Source organism: Psychromonas saccharinae (assembly GCF_051201515.1).
Taxonomy (GTDB): domain Bacteria; phylum Pseudomonadota; class Gammaproteobacteria; order Enterobacterales; family Psychromonadaceae; genus Psychromonas.
In genome coordinates, this window is record NZ_CP195153.1 from 1,475,343 (window position 1) to 1,493,037 (window position 17,695).

The 17,695-nt window shown below is 37.9% G+C and carries 14 protein-coding genes; 11 read left to right on the plus strand and 3 right to left on the minus strand.

Going from position 1 to position 17,695, the window contains the following annotated elements:
• Positions 1-16: 16 nt before the first annotated feature.
• Positions 17-1,258 carry a leucine-rich repeat-containing protein kinase family protein gene (locus ACR30L_RS06555; RefSeq protein WP_435237226.1) on the minus strand — a complete coding sequence of 414 codons (1,242 nt, stop codon included), beginning with the start codon at positions 1,256-1,258 and terminating at the stop codon, positions 17-19.
• Positions 1,259-1,700: 442 nt separating this feature from the next.
• Here ACR30L_RS06555 and ACR30L_RS06560 point away from each other — a divergent pair, with 442 nt between their 5' ends.
• From ACR30L_RS06560 to tldD, 8 genes are all read left to right on the plus strand, one after another.
• Positions 1,701-2,744, plus strand: coding sequence for a rod shape-determining protein (locus tag ACR30L_RS06560; protein WP_435237227.1), 1,044 nt, complete (start codon positions 1,701-1,703; stop codon positions 2,742-2,744).
• A 209-nt stretch (positions 2,745-2,953) separates the two neighbouring features.
• Positions 2,954-3,835: a rod shape-determining protein MreC gene (mreC, locus tag ACR30L_RS06565; protein WP_435237228.1), complete on the plus strand. Its 882-nt coding sequence runs from the start codon at positions 2,954-2,956 to the stop codon at positions 3,833-3,835.
• The gene (gene mreD / locus ACR30L_RS06570; protein ID WP_435237229.1) at positions 3,819-4,301 is read left to right on the plus strand and encodes a rod shape-determining protein MreD; all 483 of its coding nucleotides are present in this window, start codon (positions 3,819-3,821) and stop codon (positions 4,299-4,301) included. Before mreC ends, mreD begins: the two co-directional genes overlap by 17 nt.
• Before the next feature lie 3 nt (positions 4,302-4,304).
• Entirely contained in the window at positions 4,305-4,862 is a 558-nt protein-coding gene (locus tag ACR30L_RS06575; RefSeq protein WP_435237230.1) for a Maf family protein, read from the plus strand.
• A gap of 4 nt (positions 4,863-4,866) precedes the next feature.
• Positions 4,867-6,339 (plus strand): ribonuclease G, encoded by a 1,473-nt coding sequence (gene rng, locus ACR30L_RS06580; RefSeq protein ID WP_435237231.1) that lies wholly within the window; start codon positions 4,867-4,869, stop codon positions 6,337-6,339.
• Between the two features lie 21 nt (positions 6,340-6,360).
• Positions 6,361-10,236, plus strand: a complete 3,876-nt coding sequence (locus ACR30L_RS06585) for a YhdP family protein (RefSeq protein WP_435237883.1) — start codon at positions 6,361-6,363, stop codon at positions 10,234-10,236.
• A gap of 3 nt (positions 10,237-10,239) precedes the next feature.
• Positions 10,240-11,082 (plus strand): carbon-nitrogen hydrolase family protein, encoded by an 843-nt coding sequence (locus ACR30L_RS06590; protein ID WP_435237232.1) that lies wholly within the window; start codon positions 10,240-10,242, stop codon positions 11,080-11,082.
• A gap of 51 nt (positions 11,083-11,133) precedes the next feature.
• A complete protein-coding gene (tldD, locus tag ACR30L_RS06595) occupies positions 11,134-12,579 on the plus strand; it encodes a metalloprotease TldD (protein ID WP_435237233.1) in 1,446 nt (481 codons plus the stop codon).
• Positions 12,580-12,730: 151 nt separating this feature from the next.
• Here tldD and ACR30L_RS06600 read toward each other — a convergent pair whose 3' ends face one another.
• Both ACR30L_RS06600 and yjgA read right to left on the minus strand, forming a co-directional pair.
• Positions 12,731-13,099, minus strand: coding sequence for a DUF2750 domain-containing protein (locus ACR30L_RS06600; protein WP_435237234.1), 369 nt, complete (start codon positions 13,097-13,099; stop codon positions 12,731-12,733).
• A gap of 15 nt (positions 13,100-13,114) precedes the next feature.
• Positions 13,115-13,621 carry a ribosome biogenesis factor YjgA gene (gene yjgA, locus ACR30L_RS06605; RefSeq protein WP_435237235.1) on the minus strand — a complete coding sequence of 169 codons (507 nt, stop codon included), beginning with the start codon at positions 13,619-13,621 and terminating at the stop codon, positions 13,115-13,117.
• Positions 13,622-13,816: 195 nt separating this feature from the next.
• Between yjgA and pmbA the strand changes: the two genes are divergently transcribed.
• The 3 genes from pmbA (at position 13,817) to ACR30L_RS06620 (ending at position 17,622) form a co-directional block, all read left to right on the plus strand.
• Complete coding sequence (pmbA, locus tag ACR30L_RS06610; RefSeq protein ID WP_435237236.1) at positions 13,817-15,142, plus strand: metalloprotease PmbA; 1,326 nt, start codon at positions 13,817-13,819, stop codon at positions 15,140-15,142.
• A gap of 46 nt (positions 15,143-15,188) precedes the next feature.
• Positions 15,189-15,788, plus strand: a complete 600-nt coding sequence (locus tag ACR30L_RS06615; RefSeq protein WP_435237237.1) for a protein-disulfide isomerase — start codon at positions 15,189-15,191, stop codon at positions 15,786-15,788.
• A 94-nt stretch (positions 15,789-15,882) separates the two neighbouring features.
• Positions 15,883-17,622: a DEAD/DEAH box helicase gene (locus ACR30L_RS06620; protein WP_435237238.1), complete on the plus strand. Its 1,740-nt coding sequence runs from the start codon at positions 15,883-15,885 to the stop codon at positions 17,620-17,622.
• The last annotated feature ends 73 nt before the right edge of the window (positions 17,623-17,695 follow it).

The following is a 17,695-nucleotide window of genomic DNA, read 5'->3' on the forward strand; positions in this document are numbered from 1 at the left end:
GACGCTGCTTTAAATATTAAACGCTGATTTGTTGTATGAATGCTATGTACTTTGGATTACTTTTATCTTGTTCATGACAGACACTCAGTAAATCTTCAATAAAATGGTTTAAGGCACGTCCTTCAATTTGTCTGATTTTGTGTTGCTGCTGTTCATTCAACATGTGGTACATGCTTGCTGCACCAAAGTCGCCAAAAATAATATTAGCTTGTTGATCAAAGAGGGTATTGTGCGCATATAGATCGCCATGACAGACTTGATTTGCATGTAAATGTTCGAAAACATCTTTCATTTGAGCTACCATTTTTTCAATTTGCTCAATTGAAAGGAAAAAGCCTTCATTGAAACGATCTCGCGTACAACTATCAAAACAAGGTGGCAATCCTAGGTTACTATAATTATCTGGAATTAAATTCATAATCAGAGCAAGGTAATCGGGCTCACTAACTTGTGCCAATGATTTCACTAAATTGGGGTGAGTACCTGCTTTTAGGCAAGCATTTAGTTCATCTCTTGGATATCCATCACTTGTAACTTCCCCTTTAAATATTTTAACTGCTATGTGTTCAGGAAAATGAGGTTGTGGTTGATGCCATGTTGCTTGAGATATGACCCCTGACGCACCTTGTCCGAGTACATGAGAAAGGCAAATATCAGCCGACGAGACAACGGGAACGGATTGGTTCGTTTGCACTGATTGACTGAAAGGATTGCCTGAAAATGCAATCCAAGCAAGTTTTGGTAAATCTAGTAACTGATCGGGACATTCCGTTAATTGATTTGCTGATATTCTAATTAGCTCTAAATTCGTTGACTGTGATAGCGTTTTCGGTAAAGCGGTTAACATATTTCCAGCGAGCGCTAGCTTTTGCAAACGTGGGCGCTCCCCCAAACTATCGGGTAAAGCCGTGAGTTGATTATCGGTTAAAATTAACCAACGTAACTTTTTAGGCAAGGCATGTTCTGGAATATAGTTGATTTTGTTGGATTTAAATCCGACCATTTCTAAATTAGGTAATTCCCCAAGTATTTCAGGAAGTGTTTCAAATTGGTTGTTAGAGACAAAGATTATCTTAAGTTGAGTTAACTGTTTTAAGGCTTGCGGTAAAGATTTTAATTGGTTATTGGATAAGTCTAGTATTTCAAGGCTGTCTGACAGTGATAATATTTCCATTGGAAAATTAGTTAAATTTTCAGATAAAGTTAATCGTGTTATGCCAGCAAGTTCACCGGATTTTAGTTGTGAGAGTGTATGCAAAATAATGAATCCATGCTGAAGACAAGAAATCGAATTGCCTCATTATTAAAAATAAGAACGGAATGTGAATGAGGGAGTTTACATTCGAGAGGAGTACAAATCATATTTTTTTTAATTGATGTGCAAATCTCTTATTTTTCTTTCAACTTTTATAAAATATTGAACTATTTTTAGCTAAAAATGTCGTTCTATATGACAAACAGCCGCTTCAGATCATCACTTTTTAAAATGAAAGTAATTAATATTAAATCCTAGCCGTGAATCGCTTGGTTTTAATTTTAAGGGGAAGTTATTGCTTTGTTTGTTTTCTATGCACTCTCCCATTAATAATGCGATAAATACAGCGATTAATGGTGCGAATTGCTTTCTTTTCTTGCCGAAATTTAAGCAGGTTGTTAGAGTATGTTACTTTATTTATTTTTAGCTATTTTGGAAAAATTTCATGTTTAAAATGTTTCGGGGTATGTTTTCGAACGATTTGTCGATTGACTTAGGTACAGCAAATACCCTCATTTATGTTAAAGGGCAAGGTATCGTTCTCGATGAACCTTCTGTGGTTGCTATCCGTTTAGATAAAAACGGGGCAGGGAAGAGCGTTGCAGCCGTAGGACATGAAGCAAAACAGATGTTAGGTAAAACACCTGGCAATATTCAAGCAATTAGGCCGATGAAAGATGGTGTTATTGCTGATTTCTATATTACAGAAAAAATGCTACAACACTTTATCAAACAAGTGCATAACAACAGCTTTTTACGCCCTAGTCCTCGAGTTTTAGTTTGTGTACCATGTTGTTCTACACAGGTTGAACGTCGTGCTATTCGTGAATCTGCACAGGGTGCTGGTGCACGTGATGTATTCCTGATCGATGAGCCGATGGCCGCTGCGATCGGTGCTGGTATGCCGGTTTCTGAAGCAAAAGGGTCAATGGTTGTTGATATAGGTGGTGGTACCACTGAAGTTGCTGTTATCTCATTAAATGGGGTTGTTTATTCTGCATCAGTACGTATCGGTGGTGATAAGTTTGACGAAGCTATTATTAACTATGTACGTCGCAATTACGGTTGCACCATTGGTGAAATGACTGCAGAACGAATCAAACACAGTATTGGTATTGCTCATCCAATTAAAGAAGTTAAAGAGATTGAAGTCCGTGGTGTTAACGTTGCAGAAGGCGTGCCACGTAGCTTTACATTAAACAGTAATGAAATCTTAGAAGCACTGCAAGAACCATTAAGCGGTATCGTTTCTGCTGTAATGCTTGCCCTAGAAAAAACGCCACCAGAATTAGCAGCTGACATTGCTGAACGCGGTATGGTATTAACAGGTGGTGGTGCATTGTTACTTGAAATTGATCGATTACTCTCTGAGGAGTCTGGTATCCCCGTTGTTGTTGCTGACGATCCGTTAACTTGTGTTGCACGTGGCGGCGGTATGGCCTTGGAAATGATTGATACACACGGCCGTGAAATATTTGACGCAGATTAATTGCATTTTATTGATGTGCTACTTTATTGCTTGAGGGAAATTTACTCCCTTAAGAAAATAAAGTATCACATTGTTACACGTTGTTTTTTAATGGCTTATGCCCATGATATTTTTAAATGCAAAGCCATAGGAATAGTGTCCCAACATCCTAGGTATCACGTTGAAGTAACATGTGTATATAATGGTAATTTTTTAATTGAACGGTAATAATGAAACCTATTTTTACACGCGGTCCTTCTCTTCTTTTAAGACTATCTATTATGGTCGTCTTAGCGGTTGCGCTACTTATTGCAGACAATCAATATAACCTTTTCTCCTCAGTACGGATCTATCTAAATTCAATTGTTAGTCCAGTTCAATATATCGCAGACGCGCCTCAGAAATTGTTTAGTACGCTGTCAGAAAACCTGATGACACGTGAAGAACTAAAAGAACGTAATCAGAAATTAGAAAAAGAAAATCTTCACCTAAAAGCTGACCGTTTATTACTAACTGAATTAGAAAATGAGAATAAGCAAATGCGTAAATTGCTTAATTCGCAATATACATTTAGTAATAAACGAATGATCACAGAGGTTATGAGTTTACGTTCAGATCCTTTTACGCACCAATTATTGATCGACAAAGGGGCGATTAATGGTGTCTATGTTGGTCAGCCCGTGATTAATGAAGAAGGGGTTGTTGGACAAGTGATGCAAGTAGGAAGTACAACCAGTCGAGTGTTATTACTGGTTGATGCAAGCCACGGTATTCCAGTTCGAGTTCAGCGTAATGATGTGACAGCATTAGTGCATGGGAGTGGTGCGTGGAATAAATTAAATGTACCGTTTGTGCAAAGTAATGCTGATTTGCAGGAAGGCGACCTATTGGTAACGTCGGGACTTGGTGGACGTTTTCCAGCGGGTTACCCGGTGGCGACGGTGACAAGTTTTGTTTATAACGAAGGTGCTCCCTATGCAGAGGTAACTGCTACCCCCGTGGCGCAATTAGATCGTAGTCGATATTTATTATTATTATGGAACGGTCATCAAATTAAACAGGCAGATTTGTTACTTGATGACGTAGGAGTCAACGATGTCATTGCTCCGTAATTATCAAGTTATCTATATGAGTTTTTTTTTCGGGTTAATCTGTGCAATTTTTCCTTTGCCAATAATCTTTAATGCCTTTCGGCCCGATTGGATGATTCTTATTATTTTCTATTGGGTATTGGCTTTGCCACACCGAGTCAGTATTACCCATGCTTTCTTTTTAGGGCTACTGGTTGATATTCTTTTGGGAGCAAGATTAGGTATGCACTCATTATTATTTTCGGTGTTCGCCTATGTCATTAGTATTAATTATCAGCGTATTCGTTGTTTTACTTTAATGCAAACAACATTCTTGGTTGGTGTTTTCATTTTAATCTCGAAACTTTCGCTATATTGGCTCGCATCAAGTATGCAAGAGATTGTTTTACATAAATATTATTTCTGGTCTATTTTCACTTCAATGTTAATTTGGCCATGGTTTTTTCTATTTATGCGTGCTGTGCGTATTCGTTTTAAGGTCGTTTAAGTTATGATTTACCTCGCATCTAATTCCCCGCGACGTGCCGAACTGTTAAATCAGATTGGTATCTCTTTTTTGCGTATTAATGGAAGTATTGACGAACAAAGAAAACCCGATGAAAGTGCGGAAGAATATGTATTACGTTTAGCCTTGGAAAAAGCACAGGCAGGTTTTACTAACAGCGATCAAAGTCGTCCAGTGTTAGGGGCAGATACTATTGTTGTTGTTGACCATCATGTGTTGGAAAAACCTGAAAATGAATTAGCAGGTCGAGAAATGATGCAATTATTGTCTGGCCGTACTCATCAGGTGTTTACTGCTATTGCAGTGGTTAATTCACGATTAGAGAAAACACGATTAGTTAAAACAGATGTTAGTTTTAAATCGCTTAGTGAGCAAGATATTGCTGAGTATTGGTTGACGGGCGAACCTCTTGATAAAGCGGGTGGTTACGCTATCCAAGGAATTGCTGGTAAGTTTATTACCAATATTAACGGTAGTTACAGTGCCGTTGTAGGATTGCCTCTGTATGAAACAGAGTTGCTGATTAAAGAATTTAAGGAATAAAAAAGTGTCAGTTGAATTATTAATGAATATAACCCCGAGCGAAACGCGCGTCGCTTTAATCGAGGGAGGCACGCTCCAAGAGCTGCATATAGAACGTCAAGCCAGTAAAGGTATTGTTGGCAATATTTATAAGGGGAAAGTAAGTCGTGTGTTACCTGGTATGCAGGCTGCCTTCGTTGATATTGGGTTAGAAAAAGCGGCCTTCTTACATGCCTCCGATATTATTCCGCATACTGAAACCTTACCGCAAACAGAAAAAGCTAAATTTAAAGTGGCTGATATTTCGGAACTCGTCCGTCAGGGGCAAGATATTATGGTACAAGTGGTTAAAGATCCATTGGGTACCAAGGGCGCTCGATTAACAACCGATATCACCGTACCCTCTCGTTATTTGGTCTTTATGCCTGGCAGTCCACATGTTGGTGTTTCTCAACGTATTGAAAGTGCAAAGGAACGGTTGCGTTTAAAATTAATTACGCAGAGTTGTTTAGGCGATTTAGGTGGCTTTATTATTCGTACTGCAGCGGAGGGGGCGCCAGAAAATGAACTCGTTAACGATGCTGCATTTTTGCTTCGCTTATGGCGTAAAGTATTAACACGTAAACAACGTACTAATACTAAAAATAAATTGTTGTACCGTGATTTGGGCTTAGAGTTTCGCATTATTCGCGACTTTGTTGGCAGCGAAATAGAAAGAGTGCGCATTGACTCGAAATTAACCTTTGCAGAACTAAAAGAATTTTCTAAGGACTTCGTCCCTGAATTACGTAATAAGATTGAATATTATCCCGGTGAAAGTCCGATATTTGATCTTTTTGATGTAGAAAATGAAGTGCAACGTGCGTTAGATAGAAAAGTAGAATTAAAGTCCGGTGGGTATTTAATTATTGATCAAACCGAAGCAATGACAACGGTCGATATTAATACCGGTGCCTTTGTAGGGCATCGTAACTTAGAAGAAACAATTTTTAATACTAATATCGAAGCGACACAAGCAATTGCACGACAATTACGTTTGCGTAATTTGGGCGGCATTATCATTCTTGATTTTATTGACATGAAATCAGCAGAGCACCGTCGTCGCGTCTTTACCAGTTTAGAACAAGCCTTGGCGAAGGATCGTGTTAAAACCAATATTAATGACTTCTCGCCATTAGGCTTAATCGAGATGACGCGTAAACGAACGCAAGAAAGTTTAGAGCATCTATTTTGTACCGATTGTGTGGAATGTAATGGGCGAGGCTATGTAAAAACAGTTGAAACTGTTTGCTACGAAGTGTTGCGAGAAATTTTACGTGTAAACCGTGCTTATAATGTTGAGAAGTTTGTGGTCTATACTTCAGTGGCAGTGGCGGAAGCGCTGTTAGGTGATGAATCACATAATCTTGGTGAATTGATTTTATTTATGTCGAAAGAGGTTGATGTGCATGCAGAACCGTTATACGGGCAAGAACAATTTGATGTGGTAATGATATAACTGGGCTTATAATTGAAAAAGATGACCTATAAATGGCTGCGACGAGGCTACCTTGTCATTGCATTTTCGCTATTTATTTTTGCAATTTGCTTAACACTGGCGCGTATTCTTTTTGTCAGTGCCGATGATTATAAAGACTATCTGACAACTTGGTTGTCAGATAGATACAGCATTCATTTGTCGGCAAAAAATATTTCAGCTGGTGTTGATTTTGATGGCATCATTATCACCCTCGATAATATTCAGCTCGCTCAATCCAAGGATCTTCCCTTCGAAGTTAGTAGTGACTATCTTTTTTTACACCTTGATTTTTGGGATTCATTGGTAGAACGCCAGTTGAATTTTAATCGAGTCTCATTACAGGGAGTTGATTTAACCATAAAAAAAAGACAAGAGAGTAAAACTAAATCAGCACAGTCTTTGCTGACATTAGATGCTTTACAAAATGTGTTTCTGCAACAACTCAACCAGTTTTCTATTAAAGATAGTCAGGTTCATTTTACAACTCATACTGGGCTCGCGAAAACAATTCAGATTCAACATCTCCGTTGGTTAAACGATGGAGATCGCCATCAAGGTGTTGGTAGTGCTTTACTACCTGATAGTTTGGGTAGTAACTCGTTAGCGTTTGTTATTGATGTCTCTGGTCAGCCTGAGAATAAAAATAATCCACTATTAGGTAAATTGTATATTGACGCAAACAACATCAATATTACCGATTACCTTATTGACCGTGTAAATCCTGATAGTCAAATTAATCAAGCAGTGATAGGGGCGCAAATTTGGTCTACGTTTTCATTTACGGAAATAAAACAAGTACAGGTCGCATTGAATCACAGCAAAATTTCTTGGACGCAGCAAGGTAAACGGGAAGATTGGCAATTAAACAGTGGTGTTTTACAGCTAACTAATAAAAACCAACATTGGCTGTTCGATAGTTATAATTTAGCGATAGTTCATAATCAACAGGAAGTCTCTGATTTTAATATTGGTGGTTATGGCGATAAAAATGTTGCTGAATTTGATTTTTCTGGTGCTTACCTCCGAAATTTATTACCTTTCTATTTTTTAAATGCACGGTTATCTCCATCACAATTAGCATTATTTGAAAGTTTAGATATTGATGGTGAATTGTTGCATTTATCACTTCGTAAAAATGAAAAGAACCAATTAGCGCATTTTTCAACGCAATTAAGGGGCGTGAAGAATAAGCCTAAAGGTAAAATACCTGGTATAAGTGAGGCGAATATTGCGTTAGCGGGAAATCTGACTGAAGGTGTTTTAAATATTCAGTTGCCTAAACAAAATATTTATTTCGATCAACAGTTTAGTCGAGAAATGCCCGTGGAAGAAGGTCATATTGACCTAGACTGGCGTGTTTCTGATCAAGGCTTTACCCTTTCTAGTGAGCAAAGCATATTAAAAACGGAAGAGGCAGAAGCCATTACCCAATTTTCGCTTTCTATTCCGAATAAATCAGTCGTTGATCAAAGTCCATTTTTGAGTCTTTATAGTTATCTGTCATTTTACGATGGTTCAAAGGCTCAATATTATTATCCAATTAAGGCGCTACATCAAAAGCTGTTTAATTACCTTCAACCGACCTTAAGAAAAGGCAGTATCAAAGGTGCGAAAGTACTTTGGTACGGCAGACTCAATCAATATCCATTTTCGGATAATAATGGTATTTTTCAAGCGTGGGTCCCATTGCGAAATGGGCAATATGACTTTTATAAAAAATGGCCGGGTTTAACGCGTTTAGATGCAGATTTATTATTCGAAAATGATAGTTTGAATGTCAATACGCGCCGGGCTTATCTGGGGGATGTCAAGCTTCGTAAATTAACGGCAAAAATTGCACATTTACATCCTACGGGGTTTTTACGAATTGACGGTGAGGTGAATGATGATGCTAAAAAAATTACTAACTATTTAATAAATACACCGTTAAATACAAGTGTTGGCCAAGCACTCAAAGTGTTGAATGTAAAAAATAAAGTAGCAGGTAAATTAAGTATTACTTTACCCTTTGTTCGAAGCAAAAAAGCCCGGCAAACACAGGTTGAAATTGCACTCACAAATAATGATATTGACGTTGTTATTACAAAAGATCTTGTCTTACCGGTTAAAAATGCAAAGGGAAAACTGAGCTTTACTAATGGTAATTTAACAGCCCAAAAGATAGAGGCTAAATTATTCGGACAACCATTAAGTTTTTCAGCATCCAGTGCGCAGAAAAAAAGAACTTATCAAGTTGATATTGATATCAATAGTATGTGGGATCTTCAAAAATTACAGGAGAATGTACCTGAATTAGCGAGTTTAAATTTATCGGGTAAATTAGATTGGACAGGGGATGTTTATTTTAAACATTATATGACTGGGGGATATGAGAGTCGTATTGAGATTAATTCAGCTACGCAAGGCGTTACGAGTCAACTTCCAGCTCCCTTCAATAAAAATGCATTGCAGTCCTGGCCGACGACGGTATTGCTGACATCGAATGATCGTGATAGCACTTTGAAGGTTAATATTAAAGATAAATTAGACCTTGTTGGGCAACTTGATTATAACGATAAACAACTTAGTATTCCTTATTATGCGGTTAATATCGGTGATAAAGAATTAAATTATGTCGATAAAAATAAACATCAATTAGCCATTAATTTAGATACCTTGGATATGACAGATTGGTATCGTTTATGGCGCAAATTATCCGTTAATTCGAATGCATCCAAGAAGATTTCCCTCCCGGATATGAGTTTGGATGAAATCCTTGTCGATGTTAATCATGCGGCCATATTTAATCAGCCTTTTGTAGCTTTAAACATTAAAGCAGATAAAGATGATCAGCGCTGGTATGCACAGGTAAATGCAAATAATCTTCAGGGAAAAATTGAGTATCGCCAAGGCGTGCCATCTCGACTCGATCTTGATATTACCAAACTTGATTTTAAAAGTATGGATTTATCCTTAATAGCGGCACAAGGCAATGAGCGGTTTAAACAAAAAGAAAATTTATTGGATGTTTATCCTGAAATTATGGCGACTTGTACAAGCTGCCATTATGGTCAGATGAATTTATCTCCATTAAAATTTCATGCTTACCCGGATAGCAAACACTTAAATATTGATTACTTAAATATTGGGGGCAAAGACGAGTTCACTCATCTTTCTGGGGTTTGGGATCAACGACGAACTAATATTCTTGTTAATTCAGTGTCAAATGAGAGCAATAATATTGTTAAACGTTTTGGATATAGTACTCCCGTTGTGTCAGAAAAAGGGGAATTAAACGCGACGCTCAATTGGTTAGGTGCGCCGTGGCAATATAACTTTGAGTCTTTAAACGGCCAATTTACTGGCTCCTTAACCAATGGTTCAGTGACCGAAGTGAATGATAATGGTGCAAGAATATTAAGTTTATTAAGCTTAAATGCCATTCGTAATACGATCAATCTAGAGTTTGATAATATCTTTGAGAAAGGCTTTAATTTTGAAGAATTAAATTTATCGGGCAAAATTACCGATGGCATTATCAAAAATGATGATTTTTATTTAGATGGGTCCGCAGGAAAAATAGTGGGGAGTGGTTTAATTGATCTTCCTAACTCTGAAACGAATTACAAATTTAGTTATAGTCCAGCAGTGACATCAAGCTTGCCTGTATTAACCGCCTTTGCTATCAATCCACTCACCGGCGCTGCGGTATTATTTTTAACTAAAATTTTAGAGCCCGTAGTCGAAACGGTTATCCGTGTTGATTTTTCCGTGCACGGTTCATTAATGAATCCAATTGTTAAGTTAACCGGAAGAGAAAAGGGTAAAGTTAAATTACAAAACAGTGCCGTGCTTGAAGAAATTAATAAATTAAAAGATCAGAAAACAGAGGATTAAATAATGGTCAATCAGTTATCTGCGATTCAAATGTTAAGTGTGGCTGATGCGGATATTAATATCACACGCATTAAAAAACTGTTAACTGAACTTGACCCATACAAGAATCAGCTCATTTTATTGCCAGAAAATGCAATTAGTTTTACTGATCGTGCCGGGTATTTCAATGTGTCTGAAGAGCTGGGAAAAGGTTATTATCAACAACAGTTAGCGGATTTATCTAAGCAATACGAGTGTTATTTAATTTGTGGTAGTTTTCCGATAAAAAGCAAACAACCCGATAAAATATTTACGACTATGTTAGTCTTTTCTCCACAGGGAAAATTAATTAGCCATTATCATAAAATTCATCTTTTTGATGCGTTAGTGGGTGATGAAAAGGGAAGTTATCGTGAGTCCGATACCTTTATCCCTGGACAAGATTATGTTCTGTTCGATTGGCAATGCGATGATTATCGGTCTGTTAAAGTCGGACTCGCTATTTGTTATGATTTACGTTTCCCTGGTTTATTTCAACGATTGCGTGCTGAAGGCGCTGAGGTGTTATTACTTCCCGCTGCATTCACGCATAAAACCGGTGAAGCACATTGGCAACCCTTGCTACAGGCTCGTGCCATTGAAAATCAATGTTATGTAGTTGCTGTAAATCAAGGTGGAAAACATGAAAGTGGACGTGAAACCTTTGGCCATTCAATGATTATTTCTCCCTGGGGGGAAATACTGTCACAATTAAAATATGGCGAAGGCAATGTTCAAGCAAAATATGATCAGACACGTATCGATCAAATTCGTCAAGCAATGCCGATTGCATTGCACAATCGTTTTTATAGTGATTTAGCTCCTTAGTCGAGTTGTTATCTATTATTCACTCAAGTGAAAATTTTAAAGGAAATAAGCATGTCTTTCGATAAAGTATGTGAACACTTTTTAGCGCCGGCACAATTGCAAATAAGTGATATAGAATCACAATTGTCTCGTATATGTACACCACAAACGGATTATGCTGATTTTTATTTTCAATCAAGCCGTAATGAAGCTTGGGTGTTAGAAAATGGGATTGTTAAGGACGGTAGTTATAATATCGAAAAAGGGGTAGGCATTCGTGCTGTCTCGGGTGAAAAAACAGGTTTTGCCTATTCTGATCAAATATCAGCAAGCGCGATCACTCAAGCGGCAGATGCTGCGCGTAGTATTGTTAAAAGTGGTCAAGAAAAGCAGGTTAAATTACTCTTACCGAAACCAACACCGATTATTTATGGTGATGCCGATCCGCTGGTCAGTTTATCACGTGATAAAAAAATTGAACTATTAAAACAGGTTGATCTATTTGCGCGTGCACTTGATCCACTGGTGTCTGAAGTGACTGTTTCATTAACTGCCGTTTATGAAGAAATTTTAGTTGCAGCAAGTGATGGGACATTTGCTTCTGATATTCGTCCACTGGTGCGTTTTAATTGTTCCGTATTGATTGAAAAACAAGGCAAGCGTGAACGTGGTGGTGCTGGCGGTGGTGGTCGTTTTGATCTCGATTACTTTACCGATACGCAAGAAGGTGAAGCAAAAGCATTTGCCTATGCACGTGAAGCAGTTCGTCAAGCCGTTGTTAATATAGATGCCATCGATGCACCTGCTGGAACAATGCCAGTTATTGTTGGTGCGGGTTGGCCTGGCGTGTTATTGCATGAGGCGGTAGGGCATGGTTTAGAAGGTGATTTTAATCGTAAAGGTTCTTCTTCCTATTCAGGTTGTGTTGGTCAACAGGTTGCGTCTAAACATTGTACTATTATTGATGATGCGACCATTAAAGATCGTCGCGGATCATTAAATATTGACGATGAAGGCACACCAGGGCAGCGCAGTGTCTTAATCGAAAATGGCATCTTAAAAGGTTATATGCAGGACAAGTTAAATGCACGTCTAATGGGCGTTGCGTCGACGGGGAATGCGCGTCGTGAATCCTATGCACATTTACCGATGCCACGAATGACCAATACATTTATGCTGAACGGTGAGAGTGAGCATGAAGAATTAATTGCGAGTGTTAAAAAAGGTATTTATGCACCTAATTTTGGTGGAGGTCAGGTTGATATTACTTCAGGTAAATTTGTATTCTCTGCGTCTGAAGCGTACTTGATTGAAGACGGAAAAATTACCGCTCCGATTAAAGGCGCAACATTGATTGGTAATGGTTTTGATGCAATGAAGCAAATTTCTATGGTCGCTAATAATATGTGCTTAGATTCGGGAGTTGGCGTTTGTGGTAAAGAAGGGCAAAGTGTACCCGTTGGAGTAGGTCAACCTTCCTTAAAAATCGATCAATTAACCGTTGGTGGAACTAACTAACAGCACTGTATGATATATTTTTAAGTGATCGATACTTAGGTTTATTTCGCTGCTATTATCAAAACCTGAGGTTAATTAATAAAAGGCAATGGTTAATGATAGCGAACTTCATGTTTGTATTGTGAAGTTCGCCATGTATTTAGTGGTGTAATTAAGACTTTAAATCTTCAATATCAACAAATGATTCAGTGAGTTCTGGTAATCCTATTTCTAAATCATCTGCTTGACCTTCCCAGTTAATACCCAGAATAATATTATCTGCAAGTAAGTCCTCAACCCAAAATTCTAGCCAGTCGGCTAATGAAATCGGTGCTGCAATATATTCAGCCCATTCTTCAGTACAGTGTTTTGCAGCAAGTGCTTGGTTAGACCAAAGTGGCATTACTTCGGTTTCTTCATAGCGGAGAGAATCGAGTACGACCCAGTCTTCACTTTCTTTATCTTGTAAAGCCCATAGTTGTTGGGTTGGTTTTACTTCCGCTAAAAAAGCAGCTAACACTTGTTGATTATCTGGCATCATGTCTCTCAATAGTTTTTATAAACAAATGGGTTTTAAATAGGTAAATAAATCTTTAGCCGCTTTAGCCGGTTTTTCCTGCTGCTTTTCTTTATTAGCTTGGCGTACAAGCTGACGTATTTTTTGTCTTTCTAGCACAGGGAATTCAGCTAATAATTCATTGATTTTAGGATCACCTTGCTCGATTAACTGATCTCTTAGCTGTTCCAAACGTTGTGTTGCATGAGTTAATTGTTGATGTTTATTATTTAATTTATCAAGGGTTGCCGTGATCGCATCTATATCTTCTGTGCGAAGCACTTTACCAATGTATTGAATTTGACGACGAAGCGCTTCATTCTTGTTTTGAATTTTATGGGCGACGGAGATTGCATGAAACAGTGATTCGCTCGCAGGAATTTGTGCTAGTTGTTTTTTACTCAATTCTACCAATTGACGACCGATTAGCTTGAGGGCTTCTGCTTCACGTTTAATTTGTGATTTACTGATCTCTTCATCAGTCTCTTGTTCAACTTTGTTATTCATAGGGCTCTTTAGCAATGTAAATTAAATAATAAAATAGCGCGATATAACATCTTACCTGGTGATTTTATCAATACACCTAGCTTGATGATCAGTAATTCGCGTATAATTGTTTGCATCATAACATCTTAAGCAGAAGCTTGCCTTAAAGCATGTTATTCTTTGCCTTCAATTTTTTATCTCAGTGGTGTTTTATTTATGATTGAACAGAAAAAACAACTTGAAAATGCAGTACATGACGCATTAACTATCGCCAAACAATTAGGTGTTGATCAAGCCGAAGTTGCATTAACCAAAAGTTCGGGAATTTCTGTTAATACTCGTTTAGGTGAAGTCGAGAATATTGAGTTCAATCGTGATGGCGTGATGGGGATTAGTGTTTATAGCAATCATTGTAAAGGAAGTGCTTCAACAGCTGATTTAAGTTCTGAAGCGATTCATGCCACTGTAAAAGCTGCCGTTGATATTGCTAAATATACAAGCCAAGACAATTTCGCGGGTTTACTCGATGCTGAATTATTAGAAACAAATCCCCTCGATTTAGATTTATATCACCCAAGCCAGCATACTACGGATCAATTACTCGATATCGCAAAGCAATGTGAAGATATTGCATTAAGTAGCGATAAGCGTATCGTCAATTCCGATGGTGCCGGCGTAAATAGTCATTCAAGTATTAAAGTTTATGGGAATACTCATGGCTTTCTTGATAGTTATGCAAGTAGTCGCCACAGTTTAAGTTGTATGTTGATTGGTCAACAAGACGATGATATGCAACGTGATTATAGCTATACCAGTGCGCGAGATATGGATGATTTATTCTCGCCTAAATGGGTGGCTGATGAAGCTGTTAAACGAACTATTCAGCGATTAGGCGCTAAAAAAATTCAGACTCAACAGGCACCAGTTATTTTTGCTCCTGAAGTGGCAACGGGTTTATTTGGCCATTTAGTCGGGGCAATTAGTGGAACAAGTTTGTATAAAAAATCTAGTTTTTTATTGGATAGTTTAGATACGCAGATTTTTCCTAATTGGTTAAATATTGCTGAAAAACCACATATTGTTAAAGGTATTGCAAGTTCGCCTTATGATTTAGAAGGGAGTAAAACGATTGATCGTCATATTATCGAAGACGGTGTTTTACAAACCTATTTATTAACTGGATATGCAGCGCGTAAATTAGGTATGAAAAGCACAGGGCATACTGGTGGTATCCATAATTGGTTTATTAAAGATAGTGGCATGGATTTAACTGGGCTGTTCAAGGAGATGGGCAACGGTTTATTTGTTACAGAGCTAATGGGTCAGGGCGTTAATATGGTGACCGGCGATTACTCTCGTGGTGCTGCTGGTTTTTGGATTGAAAATGGGGTGATTGCCTACCCAGTTCACGAAATTACCATTGCAGGTAATTTAAAAGAAATGTTTATGAATATTAGTGCAATTGGTAACGATGTTGATCCTCGTAGTAGTTTAAAAACAGGTTCAATTTTAATTAAACAGATGAAAATTGCAGGCGAATAACCCTGAACGTTATAATTTTAAAAGTATGTTAGAAAAGGAAAGACGAATGACCCCGGAACTATATTTTATTTACGACTCTCATTGTCCGTGGAGTTATGCAGCCAATGTATTGGTCAATCAACTTGCTGAAGATTGCCCTGAGATAGAAATACATTATTGGCATTGCGCATATTATGATGGTAATAGCAGTGTAGGTAAAAGTGTTGTTGATGAAGTAGTAAAGAAAAGCAATGTAAAATTTGGTAAAGAATATAAACGTTTTGTCGATAGTCCTAAAAACGCAATAATGACGGCTAATTTAATGACTTGGTTGGAAAATAAACAACCGGATAAAGTGTTACCCGTATTGAATGCTATTCAAAAAGCACATTTTATTGATGGAAACCCACTAGGTTGCAAACATGATTTTATGGCAATTATCGATGAGTTAAAGCTTTCACCGCCAAATAAAGTCTTCAATGAAGTATTAACGCGTGAATCGGAATATGTGCTATCGGATATTGCTGAACTGCAAAAATTTATGGGGACCAATGCATTTCCGGCTTTGTTGTTAACCCACGAAGATAAAGCACTATTATTAGACCATTCCATTGCATTAAATAACCCGCAAGCTTTTATTCGTTCAGTGAAAAAAGAATTGGCATAAATTATTCTTTTCGACTTGTTTGATAATTAAAGGGAGAGCCATTGGTATCTCCTTTTTTATATCTGTTTAATTAACTTATTAATTATCTCTTACTATGTATACTCTTCGACCTTATCAACGTGACAGTGTAAATGCGACGATACACTACTTCCGTAAGCATTCTTCTCCCGCAGTGTTAGCACTTTCTACTGGCGCAGGAAAAAGCCTTATTATTGCTGAATTAGCACGTATTGCGCGAGGCCGAGTATTGGTGTTAGCACACGTTAAAGAATTGGTTGAGCAGAATCATCAGAAGTATGAAAGTTATGGCGTGAAAGCATCGATTTATTCTGCTGGGCTGGGGAGAAAAGAAAATCAACAGCAGGTTGTGTTTGCGTCGGTACAATCCATTGTTAATGGATTACAGCATTTTAATGATCCATTTTCCTTGGTGGTTATTGATGAATGCCATCGTGTCCCCGAAGATAAAAATAGCAGTTATCAGCGCGTAATTAGTCATTTAAAGACAGTTAATCCTGATATTAAAATATTAGGATTAACGGCAACACCTTATCGATTGGGACTTGGTTGGATTTATCAATACCACACGCGTGGGCAAGTTCGCTCAGAACAACCTCGATTTTTCCGTGATTGTATCTTTGATCTACCGATCCGTTTCCTACTGGATGAGCATTACTTGACGGAACCTAAGGTCATGGATATGGCAATATTGGGATACGATTTTTCAGGTGTACGAACCTCGGCTTCAGGTTATTATCGCGAAACGGATCTTCAGCAGGTGATCGATAAATCTAAGCGTGCAACACCTCAGATTATTGAACAAGTCATTAACACTGCAAAAGATAGGCGTGGGGTGATGATTTTTGCTTCAACGGTGAATCATGCACAGGAGATAATGGGCTATTTGTCCAATGAAAGTGCAGCGCTTGTTATTGCTGATACACCCTTGCCGGAACGCGCTCGCATTATTAACCAATTTAAAGAACAACAAATAAAATATCTGGTGAATGTGTCAGTGTTAACAACGGGTTTTGATGCACCACATGTCGACTTAATTGCTATTTTGCGTCCAACTGAATCGATTAGCCTTTATCAACAAATAGTTGGCCGAGGATTACGCTTATTCGAGGGGAAAAAAGATTGTTTAGTGATGGAGTTTGCTGGCAACAATTATGATTTGTTTCAACCTGAAGTCGGCGATCCAAAACCCGATAGTGACAGTGAAATTGTGACTATTCCTTGTCCTGTTTGTCATTTTAATAATAATTTTTGGGGAAAACTCGATCCTGCTGGGTTTGTTATTGAACACTATGGCCGTCAATGTCAGGGCTATTCTGAAAATGGACAGGGTGAGCGAACTCATTGTGGTTATCGTTTCCGTGCTAAGTTTTGTGAACAATGTGGGGCTGATAACGATATTGCAGCACGTCGTTGCCATCAATGTGATGCAGTGATGGTTGATCCCGATAAAAAATTACGTGAGGCGATGCAACTTAAAGATGCGATGATTATGAATTGCACCGCGATGCAATTAGAAGCGGGAAAAAATAAGTTTGATAAACCGCAACTCAAGGTGATCTATTTCGGCGATCAAGACAATCAAATTAATGAAGTTTGGCCACTATCGGGAAAGCGACAAAAACAAGATTTTATTACATTTTTTGTGATGCCTCATTTAATTGATCGTCATCGCCCCTTTGACGTAACGGCGCCGACTAAAGTCATTCGCTATGAACACCGGTTTCGTCACCCTGAAATTATTATTGCGAATAAAGTTGGACGTTTCTGGAAAATTCGCGATAAATTATTTGATCTAGGTTGGTATGAAAAGTAATAGTTGCGAATTACGACAGAAAACTTTTTCAATTTTTGTTTTTATAGTGAATAATTCATTTTCATTTGCTCGT

What these genes read in the sequence shown, in the direction of transcription:
- ACR30L_RS06585 (WP_435237883.1), top strand. Translation starts at nt 6,361, where the DNA reads ATGACCTATAAATGGCTGCGACGAGGCTACCTTGTCATTGCATTTTCG.
- mreD (WP_435237229.1), top strand. Translation starts at nt 3,819, where the DNA reads ATGTCATTGCTCCGTAATTATCAAGTTATCTATATGAGTTTTTTTTTC.
- ACR30L_RS06600 (WP_435237234.1), bottom strand. Translation starts at nt 13,099, where the DNA reads ATGATGCCAGATAATCAACAAGTGTTAGCTGCTTTTTTAGCGGAAGTA.
- ACR30L_RS06615 (WP_435237237.1), top strand. Translation starts at nt 15,189, where the DNA reads ATGACCCCGGAACTATATTTTATTTACGACTCTCATTGTCCGTGGAGT.
- tldD (WP_435237233.1), top strand. Translation starts at nt 11,134, where the DNA reads ATGTCTTTCGATAAAGTATGTGAACACTTTTTAGCGCCGGCACAATTG.
- ACR30L_RS06575 (WP_435237230.1), top strand. Translation starts at nt 4,305, where the DNA reads ATGATTTACCTCGCATCTAATTCCCCGCGACGTGCCGAACTGTTAAAT.
- ACR30L_RS06560 (WP_435237227.1), top strand. Translation starts at nt 1,701, where the DNA reads ATGTTTAAAATGTTTCGGGGTATGTTTTCGAACGATTTGTCGATTGAC.
- mreC (WP_435237228.1), top strand. Translation starts at nt 2,954, where the DNA reads ATGAAACCTATTTTTACACGCGGTCCTTCTCTTCTTTTAAGACTATCT.
- pmbA (WP_435237236.1), top strand. Translation starts at nt 13,817, where the DNA reads ATGATTGAACAGAAAAAACAACTTGAAAATGCAGTACATGACGCATTA.
- yjgA (WP_435237235.1), bottom strand. Translation starts at nt 13,621, where the DNA reads ATGAATAACAAAGTTGAACAAGAGACTGATGAAGAGATCAGTAAATCA.
- ACR30L_RS06590 (WP_435237232.1), top strand. Translation starts at nt 10,240, where the DNA reads ATGGTCAATCAGTTATCTGCGATTCAAATGTTAAGTGTGGCTGATGCG.
- ACR30L_RS06620 (WP_435237238.1), top strand. Translation starts at nt 15,883, where the DNA reads ATGTATACTCTTCGACCTTATCAACGTGACAGTGTAAATGCGACGATA.